The sequence below is a fragment of the Schaalia sp. JY-X159 genome, from assembly GCF_014525425.1.
In the GTDB taxonomy this organism is placed as follows: domain Bacteria; phylum Actinomycetota; class Actinomycetes; order Actinomycetales; family Actinomycetaceae; genus Scrofimicrobium.
On the sequence record NZ_JACEXI010000002.1, the window covers coordinates 22,256 to 37,834 of the forward strand.

Annotated in this window: 13 protein-coding genes; 3 read left to right on the forward strand and 10 right to left on the reverse strand. The window is 58.4% G+C overall.

All coding sequences use genetic code 11. The annotated features are described in order from the left end of the window. Positions 1 to 297: 297 nt before the first annotated feature. The 10 genes from IDL90_RS03150 to IDL90_RS03195 all read right to left on the reverse strand — a co-directional run bounded on the left by IDL90_RS03150 (position 298) and on the right by IDL90_RS03195 (position 12,066). The gene (locus IDL90_RS03150; protein ID WP_187994335.1) at positions 298 to 1,617 is read right to left on the reverse strand and encodes a GNAT family N-acetyltransferase; all 1,320 of its coding nucleotides are present in this window, start codon (positions 1,615 to 1,617) and stop codon (positions 298 to 300) included. Between the two features lie 331 nt (positions 1,618 to 1,948). Continuing rightward, complete coding sequence (locus IDL90_RS03155) at positions 1,949 to 2,173, reverse strand: FitA-like ribbon-helix-helix domain-containing protein (protein WP_223175166.1); 225 nt, start codon at positions 2,171 to 2,173, stop codon at positions 1,949 to 1,951. Between the two features lie 42 nt (positions 2,174 to 2,215). Further along, positions 2,216 to 3,487, reverse strand: coding sequence for an ATP-binding protein (locus IDL90_RS03160; RefSeq protein WP_182141973.1), 1,272 nt, complete (start codon positions 3,485 to 3,487; stop codon positions 2,216 to 2,218). Between the two features lie 151 nt (positions 3,488 to 3,638). Then, the gene (locus IDL90_RS03165; RefSeq protein ID WP_187994336.1) at positions 3,639 to 4,673 is read right to left on the reverse strand and encodes an SMI1/KNR4 family protein; all 1,035 of its coding nucleotides are present in this window, start codon (positions 4,671 to 4,673) and stop codon (positions 3,639 to 3,641) included. A gap of 194 nt (positions 4,674 to 4,867) precedes the next feature. After that, on the reverse strand, positions 4,868 to 5,551 hold the full coding sequence (locus IDL90_RS03170; RefSeq protein WP_187994337.1) for a hypothetical protein: 684 nt from the start codon (positions 5,549 to 5,551) through the stop codon (positions 4,868 to 4,870). 79 nt (positions 5,552 to 5,630) lie between these two features. Beyond that, positions 5,631 to 6,713, reverse strand: a complete 1,083-nt coding sequence (gene ychF, locus IDL90_RS03175) for a redox-regulated ATPase YchF (protein ID WP_187994338.1) — start codon at positions 6,711 to 6,713, stop codon at positions 5,631 to 5,633. Between the two features lie 75 nt (positions 6,714 to 6,788). Continuing rightward, a complete protein-coding gene (locus IDL90_RS03180; protein WP_187994339.1) occupies positions 6,789 to 7,808 on the reverse strand; it encodes a 4-hydroxy-3-methylbut-2-enyl diphosphate reductase in 1,020 nt (339 codons plus the stop codon). Positions 7,809 to 7,914: 106 nt separating this feature from the next. Next, a complete protein-coding gene (locus IDL90_RS03185) occupies positions 7,915 to 9,045 on the reverse strand; it encodes a sugar-binding protein (RefSeq protein WP_182141956.1) in 1,131 nt (376 codons plus the stop codon). Between the two features lie 84 nt (positions 9,046 to 9,129). Continuing rightward, positions 9,130 to 10,446, reverse strand: a complete 1,317-nt coding sequence (locus IDL90_RS03190; protein WP_182141955.1) for an ABC transporter permease subunit — start codon at positions 10,444 to 10,446, stop codon at positions 9,130 to 9,132. Between the two features lie 18 nt (positions 10,447 to 10,464). After that, positions 10,465 to 12,066, reverse strand: a complete 1,602-nt coding sequence (locus IDL90_RS03195; RefSeq protein WP_182141954.1) for a sugar ABC transporter ATP-binding protein — start codon at positions 12,064 to 12,066, stop codon at positions 10,465 to 10,467. Between the two features lie 279 nt (positions 12,067 to 12,345). Here IDL90_RS03195 and IDL90_RS03200 point away from each other — a divergent pair, with 279 nt between their 5' ends. From IDL90_RS03200 to IDL90_RS03210, 3 genes are read left to right on the forward strand one after another with little or no spacing between them, the layout of a single operon-like run. Next, a complete protein-coding gene (locus IDL90_RS03200) occupies positions 12,346 to 13,548 on the forward strand; it encodes an ROK family transcriptional regulator (protein ID WP_182141953.1) in 1,203 nt (400 codons plus the stop codon). After that, positions 13,545 to 14,288: an ATP-binding cassette domain-containing protein gene (locus IDL90_RS03205; RefSeq protein ID WP_182141952.1), complete on the forward strand. Its 744-nt coding sequence runs from the start codon at positions 13,545 to 13,547 to the stop codon at positions 14,286 to 14,288. The genes IDL90_RS03200 and IDL90_RS03205 overlap by 4 nt, the downstream gene beginning before the upstream one ends. 46 nt (positions 14,289 to 14,334) lie before the next feature. Then, on the forward strand, positions 14,335 to 15,579 hold the full coding sequence (locus IDL90_RS03210) for an AGE family epimerase/isomerase (RefSeq protein WP_316930271.1): 1,245 nt from the start codon (positions 14,335 to 14,337) through the stop codon (positions 15,577 to 15,579).

The following is a 15,579-nucleotide window of genomic DNA, read 5'->3' on the forward strand; positions in this document are numbered from 1 at the left end:
TGCGCGCCAAACCGTTCGCGCAGGAACGGTGCTACGACGTGGGTGTAGTGGGGCTCAACGCCCGTTTGGGCGGCGGCCGGGGCGCAGGGTTATCGCTGCTGACACATCGTGAACACCATGGGCATGCAGCGACACATCTCCGAGCGGGAAAGCTCGACGTGTGTAGCGGTGATGCGCTGTGCGTTCACGGGTCCTCCACTTTCTGATGACGTTTCTTTGAGAGACGCCAAGAGGACTATAGGCAGATCCCTACCCACCAGCGCAAGGGCGTTTCACTTCCGCCGTACTCTTCCAGGATCAGAAAAAGTTGTTGAACCGCGCCGGGGTGGCAGGCGCGAACATGGCATCCCACTTCTCAACGTCCTCAGCGGGAAGCCCACGGATCATCCCAACTGTGACCAGGTCGCTCACAGAGGCAGAGGCGAAGACGAGCTCGTCGAGGGCGTTAACGGAGATGGTCGTCGAAGTGGCGACTGCAACCGGGTCCTGCGGATCCAACTTGCGCACAGAGGCGCCCTCGTCCCCAAGTTGGATCTGGAAGGTCCCAGAGCAGTAGCCCATCGGATCCTCAACCGTGAACGCTGCAGAAAGGGCAGCGCTCCTCGCAGAGAAGCTGTAAGAGCGGGCCTCCAGGCATGTGACCGGATCTAAAATGCGAGCCCAGAGAAAGTCGGAAACACCGGTCACTTTGACTGCACGTTCATTGACGAGTGCCAGCCGGAGTGGATTGCTGACCGACATGTCCGCGTAGGAAACCTCTGTCTGACCCTCGATCCTGGCCAGGTGGTTCCACAGTGCAATTTCGGCACGCGGATCGGTCGCATCGAGGTCGCGAACCTTCGTCTTCCAACCTTCAGTAACAAACTCATACACTGCGTACCCGACGACTTCACCCGCGGGATCATGCGCGAGGACGCCGCGGTACTTCGACTCGTATTCCCCAGACTCCATGCTCATGAACATCTCAAGGTCGAATGTGAAGTGGCGAGAAGTGGACCCACGGGTGGTTTGGTGTGCCTTCAGGGCAACTTCACGCACGGCCTTGAACAGGTCGTCGCGTAGCGCCCAGTCAACGTAGTAGCCGTCGATCACTGCTTGGGCTTCCTTGGTCAACTTGAACTTGTCGACTTTGATCTCCACGCTTGCTTCAGACACCACACTCTGGAACCCGAATCGACCATAAATGGAAGCATCCGAAGCGGTCAGGAGTGCGAGGGGCACGCCCTCGTCAGCAGCCTGGCGCAGATTCAGTTCGATCATTGCCCGGAGGATTCCGCGACGCTTGTATGCATTGCGGACGGTGGCAGCCGTAAACATAGACACCGGAACTCTGGCGGCTCCCAGGTTTACAGACTCCCGGAACGCACCAAAGGTTCCAACGGGTAACGCACCCGCCCCACCGACGCCCTCGGGAGAATCCAAGTACGCTGCCGTAACCACCAGGTCATCTGACCCGAAGATCTTCAGCTGCGCCTCGATCGCCTTCTCCGAAAGCTGGGGCTGGTTGAAACCCATGTTGACCGCTTGGGCCCACTGCGCGCCGCGCTTGCTGTCACTGGTAGTGAACTGGGTGATAGTCACGCCGTCGGGCTTTGAGGGGAGCATGGTTGAACTCATCGCCCTACTCTATGGGGAGATGACATGGAAGAGCCACTTCAGGGGCGAGGACGACTCCAAGCAAGAGGTCAGCACCCTCCGAGACTTGGCTAGTGCCCCCTGAGATCAAACTCCTCAAAGAGCCAACCGGGCCCGCTTCCCCACGCTTCAACAATGAAGGTGCCAGTATCTCCGCCTTCAGCCATAAATCCGCGCATCCCATGAAACCCCTGCACTTCTGTCGCGGGAACCACGGTGACAGAGAGGTCACCGAGTTGCGGCTGGGAACACGAAGGGTGCGGCAACGATCAACGCGACTAGGATTCCCACGAAGATCCACCCAATCCGGCTCCTAGACCGCGCGGTCAATCCACTCACGAACAACACAGTACCGGTCTCTGGGAGTAGCAGCCAGCAGTGCCATCCCGATGTATGGCCGTCGAGCCGCCCTGGTGAGGATATCGCGGACCTCGGCCTCCATGGACCGGCCGTGTCCCTTCGCCTGCGTGGCAAGTTGCTGCTTCGGTCGGCGCGTCACGAGGCAGCCGGGGCGATCAGCATTGCGGAACGCAATCACACGTTAAACCTGAACTCCACCGAGTTCCGGCGCCGCTACACGTCACGCTCCGAGCAACCCCAGCGGCACCACGCCGATGCCGTCGGGGCGGCGATAAGCATACGGCCCAGTGTTAATCACAATCGCGTCAAGCAGCCGATCGCCCAGTTGTGACTTTAGCCAAACCAAGTGCTTAACGTCCCGATCATCCACAGCTCCCGCTAGTTTTACCTCTACCACGACAACACGCCCGTCTGGACGCACAACAACCAGGTCAACTTCATGATCTCCATTTCTAGTGCGCAAGTGAAACACGTCCGCTTCTGCAGCCTGTGCGGGCACTCGAACGCATAGCGTAACTAAGGACTCAAATAGTGCCCCAAGCAGACTTCCCGCGCGAGAATCCAGCGGCATTCCATCTCCCCTTAGCAATGCTCCTGGAGATAAACCCAACAAACGCGCGCCTAAAGCTGGATCAGCAAGATGATGTTTAGGCGCTTGCCCCAGCCGTGTCATAGGGCTACCCATCGGGGACCATGCTGGCACTGGATCGAGCAGCCACAATGATGAAAGCACATCCCGATAAGCGATAGTTGTCGAACGAGCGGGCTTTTCACCCTGACCTGGAGTAGCCGCGTCTAGAATCTGAGAATAACTAGCCGTACTCGAAATCGCAGAAGCATAAGCCCTTAGCCACGCCATCATTGCTTCCGGACGCCGGACTGCGAGCCCCTGCTCCGGGACATCATGCTCAACAGCATTGCGCAGATACGAATCAAGTTGGAATCTGCGAGCACGCTCAGACATCCGACGCAACCCTGGGAATCCAGAGGCCGTAATCTCTTCGGCGTAATCGCTCAAATTTAGCGAGCTTTCCCCTTCCATTGGAGGGAGCTTTCCAGTCAGTACTTCCCGCAAACTCACCGTGGGATTGGTCAAGCCACGCTCTAGCAACGTCATCGGCCTCATCCGCAGACGACCAATTCGCCCCGCCCCGGAGTGCTGCGGCGCATCATCTCTGGGACTAGCAGACCCAGCCAGCAAGAACTGCCCACCAGAATTGTCCGCATCAACTGCTCTACGCACTACATCCCAGACTTCCGGAACTTTCTGCCACTCGTCAATCAGTAACGGTTTCGGACGGTTAAGTACCTGAGATGGGTCGGCTTCAACTGGCAGTCGAGTTGAACGCGAATCAAGCTCTATCACTTCCCGAACCCTCTGACGGGCTGTCGTGGTCTTACCCACCGCCTTCGGGCCATCAAGCACAAGAGCGGGCACATGCTCAAAAAGTTCGTCTAGTTCACCATCGACGATTCTTCGCTCGTATCCCATGCTCCCATCATACACTTAGCATGATTCGAATCAGTCAATTAGCAGACTATTAATCAGACAGATAGCCCGAATCGGGTAGTGGCTCTCGCCGCGGCGCTACACGCTAAACCTAAACTCCACCGAGTTCCGTACAGGGCTAACGTGTTTAGGCTCACTTTGCGAGTGCGGCCAAGAACTCAGCGAAGGTCCCGCATTCCTTGGAGAAGTCCCACTCTCCCTTCCCGTGCCCGGCCGTAAATATTTCGCCCGTATTGACCTCGATCACCCACGGATCGGCGGTGACGTCGGCAATCACGACGAGTCCCTGAGGCCAACCGGGAAGTCGCTCGGTGCCCGTGGTGGAGTACCCCCGTTGTGCTTCCAGAAGTTCCGCCGCACCGTACAAGTTGAGCTCACCATGCCAGCCGAACCGGCGGCCGGGTAGGTACACCTTCAGCGGAGAGAACTTCTCCAAGAACTCTCGGTAATCCGACGGCAGACTCCACACCGCATCGATGGCGGCCAGATCCCCTGCCTCGGCGGGCACCAGCCAGCCGGTCGGATTCGCAGGGTCATAGCGATCATCCGCCAGCCGACGTCGCGCGAGCTTCTTCGCCAATTTCGAGGCCAAGAGCTCAATCTGGGAGCGGGGTCGAGCCAACGCGGGGTGCTGCTGGGGGTCCGAGGACCCAGTCCCCGAGGGAGCGCCACTGTTGAACCATGCGACGGCCTCGGCAGCTCGGGATTCGATCTCGTCGGGTTCCCAGAACCCTGGATCAGAGCTCAGCCCACGGTCGAACGGCTGTACCGCGCTGCACGCGAGTTGCTTCAAGGCGTGCGCCCGCACATTCTTGGGGGCGTCCGGGTTGGAGGCGAGAGCGACGAGGGTGGGCTCCGCTGCCCGGCCTCGCACCCGAACCAGGCCCAGGACAGCCCAGTACTGGACGTCTGCCCCGTGATCCGAGGTGAGCCACGTCGCGAAGCGGTCCCCCAACGCAGCATCCGTCGGCTCTGCCATCTCTGCGAGATCTGCACAGAGAAACCCCCGCCAATGAAGGAGCTGGCCCTGCACCACATACGAGGACAGCAAGTCGATCAGTTGCGCCCGTGACCCCGCCCGCTTCAACCGTTTGACACGAGCGTCAAACTTCACTCCGTCCGACTCCTCGAACAAGAGCTGGCACTTCTGCTCCCACGTCATGGCCATGACAACAGCCTAAATGTCACTCGTGGCAGTCGGGATCCCGGACCAGATTGCACCGGCCAGCATCATGCTTTCTTCGGCGCAACCGGCGCAACCTTGAACTCCCCTAGTTCACGCACGTACCAAACCTCTAGAGCGCACGCCCGTAGGCACGGATTCGCCGACTTCGGCGTGGTTTGCTCACCGATCACACGTGATCAGATGTGAAAGCGCACCTCGGTGAGTTGCGGATCCGCAGGCATATCCGGGTAGTGGCCGCGGAGGCCCTCCTGGTAATCGGAATCCAAATCCGACATCCGAATGGGACGCACGTCGTCGACGACACCAGACATTGTCACGAAGCCGAGATGCTCCCCGTCCTCAAAGACAAAGGTAGTCAGCCCCAAGGGCACCGGATCCCGGTAACGAATAGTCCTCGTCTTGCGGCCAGCAAGCACATCGTCGAGATAACGGCGGCTGAATCGTACGAAACGGTCCGGGTCTTCGTCCGGCTGTGCATAGGAATATGGCAGCAACTCACGCACGGAGATAGAACGGATTTGGTCATCGTTGGGCACCAGCACACAGATGTCAGGGTGCTGATCCAGCATCACCTGACGACAGCGCCCGCACGGCGAAATGACGCCACGTCCGCCATCGCCCACAGCAACCATGGTCGCCAACCGCCCCGCGTGAGCGCTGGCCGCTATGCCAAGAACGACGAGTTCAGCGCACGGACCCCCATTGAAGTGATAGTTATTCACCCCGGCGTAGATGTTGCCGTTCAGATCCATCGCAGCCGCAGCGACCGTGTGATTCTGGTCATCACCCAGCGTCGCCGCAAGCTCCATCGCTTTGGCAATCACCACATCGTCGTTCGCCCAGCCAGTCGGTGTCGTCATCCCATCATCATCCCACCCGCCGAGAAACGGTCGCAACCGCAATTCAGGCCCCGGCTCAAGCCATCACGCCAAACCGGAACTACACATTGAACCTGAACTCCACTACGTCTCCATCGCGCATGATGTACTCTTTGCCCTCCATGCGCACCTTCCCCTTCGAGCGCGCTTCGACAAGGGAGCCGTGCTCCATGAGTTCGTCAAAGCCGATGATCTCCGCCTTGATGAAGCCCTTCTGGAAGTCAGTGTGGATCACACCCGCCGCCTCGGGCGCAGTGGCGCCCTTCTTGATGGTCCAGGCACGTGATTCCTTGGGACCCGCAGTCAGGTAGGTCTGCAGCCCGAGGGTGTCAAAGCCAACCCGTGCCAGTTGGTCGAGGCCGGACTCTTCCTGTCCCGTCTCAGCCAGCAGCTCGCGGGCATCGTCCTCGTCCAACTCCACCAGTTCTGACTCCAACTGCGCGTCAAGGAAGATCGCGGGCGAGGGCGCGACCAGGGCGCTGAGTTCAGCCTGCAGGTCCTGGTTCGCCAGCCCGTCCTGGTCCATGTTGAACACGTAGATGAAGGGCTTAGAGGTCATGAGTTGGAAGGAGCGAAGCGCTTCCTGATCCAACTTCGCACCCTCCGGTCCAGACAGCAGCCGGCCTTCCGACAGAAGTTTCTGCGCCGCAAGCGCGGTGTCGAGGACGACCTTCTCCGTCTTCTTGCCCCGCACCTCTTTTTCAAGCCGCGGGATCGCCTTTTCGATGGTCTGCAGGTCTGCTAGCAGCAGCTCTGTCGTAATGGTCTCAATGTCGTCTTCAGGGTTGATGCGACCGTCGACGTGTACGACGTCCTCGTCAGCAAACACGCGGGTCACCAGGCAGATGGCGTCGGCTTCACGAATGTTGGCGAGGAACTGGTTGCCCAGCCCCTCCCCTTGTGAAGCTCCGCGGACGATTCCCGCAATGTCGACGAACGACACCACCGCGGGCACCAGTTTCTGAGAGTCGTAGAGGCTTCCGAGCTTCGCCAGCCGCTCGTCGGGCAGTGGCACCATTCCGACGTTGGGCTCAATGGTCGCAAACGGGTAGTTCGCGGCCAGAACCGTGGCGCGGGTGAGGGCGTTGAACAGGGTCGACTTGCCAACGTTGGGCAGTCCAGCAATACCAATAGTCAAAGACACGCCCCCCAGTCTAAATGAGGTAGGCGCGAATAGACCGCTCCGATTCGGTGAGAACCGGCTCAGAGCGGGACGCGACTAGCGCGTGTGATTCGGCGCCGGCGACCTGCCCTTGACGTGCAGGGGAAGAAGACCGTTATTCTTCAGGTCATTCTTCAGGTTGCGCGGAAGTGCGAAAGTGATGGTCTCAACCTGGGTGCGAACTTCCTCGACCTCGCCAAACCCGCGGTCTTGCAACCAGGTAATAACGTCCTTGACCAGGATCTCCGGGACGGAGGCGCCCGAGGTGACACCAACCGTGTTGACGCCCTCGAACCACTTCGGGTCCAGTTCGGCGGCCTTATCAACGCGATATGAGGCACCAGCGCCGGCTTCGAGGGCGACCTCGACAAGTCGAACTGAGTTCGATGAGTTCGCAGAGCCCACCACGACCATAACGTCTGCCTGCGCGCCAATAGCCTTGACCGCTTCCTGGCGGTTCTGCGTCGCATAGCAAATGTCGTCCGAGGGCGGGTCAATCAGAGCTGGAAAGCGCTGCCGAAGGCGACCGACGGTCTCCATTGTTTCGTCGACGCTCAGTGTGGTCTGCGAAATCCACACCACCCGCTCAGGGTCGCGAACCACAACCTGGTCCACGTCCTCGGGCGTTCCCACAATCTGGATATGGTCGGGTGCTTCCCCGTATGTTCCCTCAACCTCTTCGTGTCCCTTGTGACCGACGAGGACGATGTCGTAGTCTCGCTCCGCAAACCGTACGGCTTCGCGGTGCACCTTGGTCACCAGCGGGCAGGTGGCATCAATGGTCCGCAACGATCGTGCCTCCGCGTCCGCGTGAACCTGAGGTGAAACTCCGTGGGCGGAGAACACGGTCACCGCGCCCTCGGGAATCTCATCAACCTCCTCAACGAAGATCGCACCCCGATCAGTCAGCGTCTCTACAACAAACTTGTTGTGAACGATTTCCTTGCGCACGTACACGGGTGCGCCGTGGAGTTGCAGGGCGCGTTCCACGGCTTCCACTGCCCGGTCAACCCCCGCGCAATACCCACGTGGGGCCGCTAGGAGGATCCGCTTGCTGTCTGCATCCACAACGCTCATGGGTCCAATCTATCGAAGCTTTGACGAGTGAAGATAGCGCGGTCGGCCACACATGCGAAAGGGCAGGTGCCCGAAGACACCCACCCAATCGCATTTTAGTACTGCTCTACTTGAGGTTCTCGTCAATCAAAGCCATGCGCTCCGGATCGTTGGCGAACACCTCTTTGAGATTGGCCTGTGTAACGACCACGGGCTCAAGGGCATAAACGCCAACTTCCCTTACTCCGTTGTCGATCGTTTCGCTCGGCTCAGGCATGCCATTTCCGGCCTGGAGAGACTTGATGATCTCAATCGTTGCAGCAACCAGGTCCTGCGTCGGCTTCGCGACTGTGGAGTACTGCTTGCCCTGGGCGATCCAAACGATGGACTCGTTCTCTGCATCAAGGCCTGAAACAACCGGGATTGCCTGACCGGCTTGCTCTGCCGAGGTGATGATTGCTCGCGCAATGCCATCATTCGGTGAGAGGACACCCTGGATTTCCTTGTCTGCGTAGTTACCCGCGAGGATGGAGTCCATTCGCGCCTGCGCCTTACCGTTGTCCCAGTCCTGCGTTGCGGCCTGGGTGAAGTCCGTCTGACCTGAAACGACGACCAGCGTGCCGTCATCGATCTTGGGTTGCAGAACTGTCATTGCGCCATCGAAGAACAGCTGCGCGTTGGGGTCAGCTGGGCCACCCGCGAAGAGCTCGATGTTGTATGGAGGTTCACCCTTCTCTGCGGCAAGGCCGTCGAGAAGTGCCTGTCCCTGGAGCTCACCGGTGCGGATGGAGCCGAACTGCACGACACCATCCACGGCCTCGGTGTTCTCAATCATTCGGTCATATCCGATGATGTAGACACCCTCGGCAGCTGCCTTCTCAAGGACGGAACCAAGTTGAGTGCCATCGATGGGGCCAACCACGATGACCTTCGCACCCTGTTCGATCATTGCTTCAATCTGCTGTTGCTGCTGGGCAACCTTGTTGTCAGCAGCCTGCACGATTGGGGTGAAACCAGCAGCCGCGAGTTCCTCTTGGAACATCGTGTCTGCTTCTTTCCAGTTCTGAGTGCCAAGCCAAGGCAATGACACACCAATGGCTGCATCAGCGGCGAAACCACCGGCTGCCGCTGCATCCCCACCGGACTCCGCGCCACCGGTTGACTCCTCTTCGGTACCGGTACGGCCACCACCACAAGCGCTCAACGAAAGGGCGGCCACCGCCGCAACTGCGGCAAACCCTGCAATACGTCGTTTCATTGTTTTCCTTTCACGGCTTCCTTCCAGAAGCCCATTTCATGCTTTGAACGAATCAGCCGGCGGCCGCGTTCAGGTTCTTAGTGATCATTCGGTTGGGATCGGACGGTTGGGATCGGTCTGTGCATCACTCTCAGGCCCCGCATTGGCAGGCTCGAGTGACACCATCACGTCTTCTATTCCCTTCTCCCCGTCGCCGTCTTTCGACGAGAAGCGCATAAGTCTGCCGATTATCGATGGGCGGCCCTGTTGCTTGTTGTAGACATCGAAGGCAACTGCTGCAAGCAACACCAGGCCTTTGATAACTGCTGTGCGATCTTGACCAACACCGAGGAGCATCAGCCCATTGTTCAGTGTTGCCATCACCAGGCCACCGATCATAGAGCCGAAAACCGTACCGATACCGCCCGAGACAGCCGCACCACCAATAAACACAGCGGCAATCGCGTCAAGCTCCCAGCTGTTGCCATCATTAGGACCTGCCGAGGTAGCGCGACCTACGAAGAGGATTCCGGCAATGGCGGCAAGGAAGGACATGTTCACCATGACCAAGAAGTAGGTGCGTTTGGTGTTCACACCGGACAGGGCAGCCGCTGCTCGGTTCCCACCCACCGCGTAGATGTGCCGTCCGAAAGCGGTACGTTGAGTGATGATGTGGTAAATGATCACCAGCGCGAGCAGGATCAGACCCGGAATTGGGAACGATGTGCCGGGGCGACCGGTACCGAACAAGTACGTCAAGTATCCGATGATAAGTGCGATGAGGACGGAGCGTGAGATTGGCGCCCAGATCGGCATGTTCTCGCCGCGCTTCTGCGCCTTCGCAAACTTCCTGAACTGGGCCCAGGTGAAGTAGGCGATACCCAAGATGCCCAGTAGCAGTGTGGAGTTGTTAAACCCCGTGTTTGGTCCCCATTCCGGCAGGTACCCCGCACCAAGAGTCGCGAACTCACGCGGTACTGGAACCGAGATTGAGCCCGAGATCCAGATGACCACCCCGCGGAACATGAGTAGACCCGCAAGAGTCGTAATGAACCCCGGAATACCCATCTGAGCGAGCCAGAATCCTTGCCAGGAGCCGATGAGGATTCCAACGGCAATACCAACCAGCATTCCAAGCCACCATGGAATCCCCAGGCTTTGAATGGATAGCGCTACAACCATGCCAACCAGGCCCGCGACGGAACCAACTGACAAGTCGATCTGCCCGATCACGATCACCATGACCATGCCAATTGCCAAAATCAGAACGTAGGCATTACCAGAGATCAGGTTTTGCATGTTCGAGGGCGTAAGCATGCGCCCTCCAGACATGACTTGGAAGATAGCAACCAGAGCAACCAGAGCAATGATCATGGTGTACTGCTGTATGTTGCCCCCGAACACTTCCTTAAGTTTGTTCATTTTGTGAGTCCTGTCGTCTCAATCGGTAATCTGGGTATTCGTGGCAACCGCGCCCACGAGTTCAGCGTCGGTCTCTCTTGTTGTCGAGGACGATAGCGTCATGAGGCGCATCAACTCCTCTTGACTAGTTACTTTGGCATCTACAACGCCGGTAATTCTGCCTTCACAGATCGTATAGATCCGATCGCAGATCCCCAGTAGTTCCGGCAGCTCCGAGGAAATGACGATGACCGCTCGCCCCTCGTCTGCCAGCTGGAATATGAGCCTGTAGATCTCAAACTTTGCGCCGACATCGATACCTCTTGTCGGTTCATCCAGCAGGAGCACTTCGGGGTCTGGGTAGAGCCACTTTCCGAGCACGACCTTCTGCTGGTTTCCACCGGAAAGCGTCGTGACCCCGTCACGCACCGATGACGTCTTGATCTGGAGGTCCTTGCGGTACTTCTCGGCTACCGAGGTCTCCTCCGACAGATCCAGCAAGCCGCCTTTGATGATGGCCTTCAGGTTGGCACTGACAATGGTCCGCTGGATGGAGTCCAAGAGGTTAAGACCCAGCGTCTTCCGGTCCTCAGGAACATAGGCGAGACCGGCATTGATGGCCCCTTGGACGTTCGTAAGGTTCTTCTTCTCTCCGTTGATCAGCAGCTCACCACCCAGGTACTGCCCATAGGTCCGGCCAAACAGCGACCGCGCTAGTTCGGTGCGACCGGCTCCCATGAGCCCCGCAAACCCGACTACTTCACCCTTACTAACCTTGAAGGAAGCATCATTTACCGCCAGGCGATCCGGAATCGTCGCGTGCTCAACACTCCAGTTCTTGACCTCAAACATGGTCTCCCCTGGACGTGAAAAGTGGTCAGGATACCGGTTGTCAAGAGAGCGTCCCACCATCGAACGAATGATGCGATCCTCATCCACTTTTCCAGCAACAACATCATACGTTTCAACTGTCTTGCCATCGCGGATGACTGTGACCGCATCCGAGATAGCAGCAATCTCATTGAGTTTGTGGGAGATCATGATGCAGGTGATGCCCTTGGCTTTCAAACTACGCATCAGATCCAGCAGGTTGGCAGAGTCTTCTTCATTGAGCGCCGAGGTCGGCTCGTCGAAGATCAACAGCTTCACATCTTTGGCCAGTGCTTTGGCGATCTCAACCAGCTGCTGCTGCCCAACACCTAGGTTCTTAATCGGGGTGTTCGGGTCAATCGCCAGCCCCACACGGGCGAGCAGGTCCCTAGTGACCTTCCGCTGCTCATCCCAGTCGATTAGGCCCCGGTTGATGATCTCCGATCCCAGGAAGACGTTCTCTGTCACGGAGAGTTCAGGAATGAGTGCCAACTCCTGGTGGATGATGACGATTCCAGCATGCTCGGAGGCCTTGATGTTGGAGAACTCTACGAGACCACCATCAAAAAAGATCTCCCCCTCATAGGTCCCCGAAGGCCAGACCCCCGAAAGGACCTTCATAAGGGTTGACTTGCCAGCTCCGTTCTCTCCACATATTGAATGAATGTCCCCGCGACGCACGGTCATGGTCACATCGTCGAGGGCGCGAACGCCCGGGAACTCCTTGACAATGCCACGCATCTCCAGGATTGGGGGCGGCTTCTGTGCCATGCATCCTCCAACGCTTCTTTGAGTGGATGGGACCATTTGTCCCGCCTGAAACGATATACCTCACCGCTTAGTCTTCACTTCTAAAAGTCAATCTGTTACCAGACTGTTACCTTCCGCATACACGAACTTCGTCGTTCTAGAGAGGGTTTTCCCTGCTATCGGAAGGCTCCCACACTTGAGTCACACGATATCTTATCTTCACGATATAAAGACATAGTGGGGAGACACCTTCCCGGCAAACGAACGGGTTGATGAAGGAGAAACTGGTAAGATCAGGCCGTGACTACAGGACCGGGCTCTCAGTCTTCACTTCGTGAAGCAAATGCAGCGCGCGTTCTTGAGGCTGTCAGAAAATATGGCCAGCTAACTCAAGTTGAGCTTGCCGCGTCCACAGGTTTGTCCCAAGCCTCCGTGTCAAACATCGTCAAGCGTCTTGTCAAAAGTGGAATCCTCGAAGCGAGGAACACCATCCGCTCGGGGCGGCGTGCTCAGAGCGTCTCCCTGGCTCGTCATAGCGGGTTGGTAGCTGGTTTGCAAATCGGGCGGCGGGGAATGGCCGTGGCGATTGCCGACTCGACACTAGAGATTCAAGAGAAGATCTCCCTACCCCTTCCAGTGGATCACCGGCCGGACACCACCTTGGATAGGGCAGCGATTCTCGTCGCAGAACTGCTTGACCGTATGGGGGCGCACCCAACAGATTTGCTGGCTGCTGGGGTTGCCGTGCCCGCACCGATCGACCCCACCTCCGAGATGATTGCCGTCCCCGGGATACTTCCGGGATGGGACAACATCGCCATGGGTGAGGTCCTCAGTAAGCGATTGAACCGCTCCGTCCTCGTTGACAATGACGCGAATGCTGCCCTACTCGCTGAGAGTCGCTTTGGGAGTCTGCGTGGCGTATCTAATGCGATGTACCTGAGAGCCTCGTACGCCACGGGTGCCGCAATCAAGATCAATGGTGAGGTACACAGGGGAGCGCACGGAACCGCTGGAGAGATTGGACATGTCCAGATAGAACCCACTGGGCTCATCTGTCGCTGCGGGGGTAGAGGGTGTCTCAACACCGTGGTTGGCGCAGAGGCCCTGGTTGATCTCCTTCGACTCAATCGAGGGGAGCTTTCCCTCTCCGATATGATCAACTTTGCCATGGATGATGACCCCGGCTGCCGACAGGTTATTGTCGATGCCGCAGCGCAGGTCGGTGGAGTCCTCGCAGACTTCGCCATACTCTTCGAACCTTCGAAAATTGTGGTCGGCGGCGAGCTTGTCAAGGCCGGCGACATGTTCCTTGACCCCATCCGGACCGCATTGGCTTCCCGCCCACTCCTCCGTGACGCGATCTCGGTGGAGAAGGTGGCTCTGGGCGGAAACGCGGAGCTCATGGGCGCCCTTATTCTTGCGAACCGAGCGGCCCAGGCAGCCGCGTCGGCAGGAACGACTGCAGTTGAAGACTCTACTCATGGAGATGAGGTGCAATGACAAAGTCAGGAATCGTTCTCAGCGTTGAGAACCTAAGCAAGAGCTTTGGAGCCGTGAATGCAATCACGGACGTCTCATTTGACGTTTATGAACATGAGGTTGTTGCCCTGGTTGGTGATAACGCGGCTGGAAAATCGACCATTGCACGCATCATTTCCGGAGCCTACGAGCAGAGTTCGGGTGTCATTCGACTCTGCGGAGAAGAAGTGCAGATTTGCTCGGCGCACGAGGCCCTTGAACTCGGCGTCGCAACTGTCTTCCAGGACCTCGCCCTATGTGAAAACCTCGACGTCACGGCGAATATCTTCCTGGGCCGCGAGCTCCACGACGGTACTCGTCTTCTTGCAGAGAGGAGGATGGAAACCTTGGCACGGGAGTACCTCGACGAACTCGGAGGACGTATCCCGGACGTCCGCGCGCCTCTCTACACCCTTTCCGGAGGGCAGAGGCAGTGCGTGGCCATCGCACGGACCCTGGTGACAAACCCACGGCTCCTGGTTCTGGATGAACCAACCGCTTCGCTTTCGGTCGCCCAGTCTGCTGAGGTACTGAACCATATTGAAGGTCTGCGCGCGATGGGCAAGGGGGTAGTCTTTATCAGTCACAACCTGCCGGATGTACGGGCCGTTGCAGACCGGATACTCGTACTACGCCACGGACGAATTGTCGGAAGATTCAACTCAGCAGACGCCTCCTACGAGGACATAATTGCTGCGATCACGGGACTAACAGCAGGGTAATCACCATCATCTCTACAAGGCACCGCATACAACAAAGGAGTTAGCAGTGGAAAGCACCGAACTGGATGCTGAGTTTCGCGCCCTCGTTGACTTTGCGAGAGGTTCGCGGGTCCCAACCGGGTTCGCAACAATGGATGCTAAAGGGGAAGTCGACCTCGAACGCCCCGTTGAGCTGTGGATTTCGGCCAGGATGACGCATGTCTTCGCCCTCGCACAAATGTACGGGATACCTGGCACCGAGGAACTCGTCGCGCACGGGGTGAACTCCCTGAAGAAGTACTTCCACGACCCTGTTTATGGCGGATGGTACTCGTCGATCATGGCAACTGCGGCCGAGGACGGAAACGGGGTGCCTGTCAATGACAGAAAGGAAGCGTACGCACAGGCGTTCGTGATCCTCGCTGCCGCTTCGGCTCTTGCTGCTGGAAATCACGACGCTGGGCCTCTTCTGGAGGACGCCCTCGCCCAGCAGGAAGAGCACTGGCTCGACCCGGAAACGGGGTTGGTGGCCGAATCCTGGGATCGTTCCTTCACGGAATGTGAAGACTACCGCGGCATCAACGCCAACATGCACACTGTTGAAGCGCTGGTGGCTGCGGGGGACGTCCTCGGCGACCCGCAGTTGGTGGAGCGCGCAACCCGCATCCTCAAGTTTGCCTACGACCGGGCCGGTGAAAACAGCTGGCGCATTCCGGAACACTACACGGCCGACTGGCAGGTTGATCCCGACTACAACGTCGATGAACCGGCTCACCCGTTCCGCCCCTACGGCGTGACACCCGGGCACGGGCTGGAGTTCTCCAGGTTGATGCTGGCAACGCGGGGTTCCCGGGCGCTGCGGGACCTTCCCGAGGAGGAATGGTTGCTCGAGGGCGCTGAAGAGCTTGCGCGGACTGCCGTTGCTGACGGATGGGAAGTCGATGGGGAGCCGGGCTTTGTCTACACCACCACTTTCGAAGGTGTTCCAGTGGTGCGGGCACGCATGCACTGGGTGGTCTGTGAAGCAATCGGTCAGGCGACGGTTGCTGCCGCGGTAGCCGAGGAACTTGGGGAACACGCCAGCGCCCAGGCAGCGAGGCAGCGGGTCGATGAATGGTGGAACTACGCAAAGCCTTCCTTCATCGAGGCTCCGGGTAGGTGGACCCACGAACTGGATCCGAGCAATCAAAAGGCGGGGGGAACCTGGGCGGGCAAACCCGATGTCTACCACGCGGCCCAGATGGTTTTGCTGCCAAGGCTGCCTGTCGCACCGGCATTTGCTGCGGCGCTTCGGGACGGAATGATCAACTGA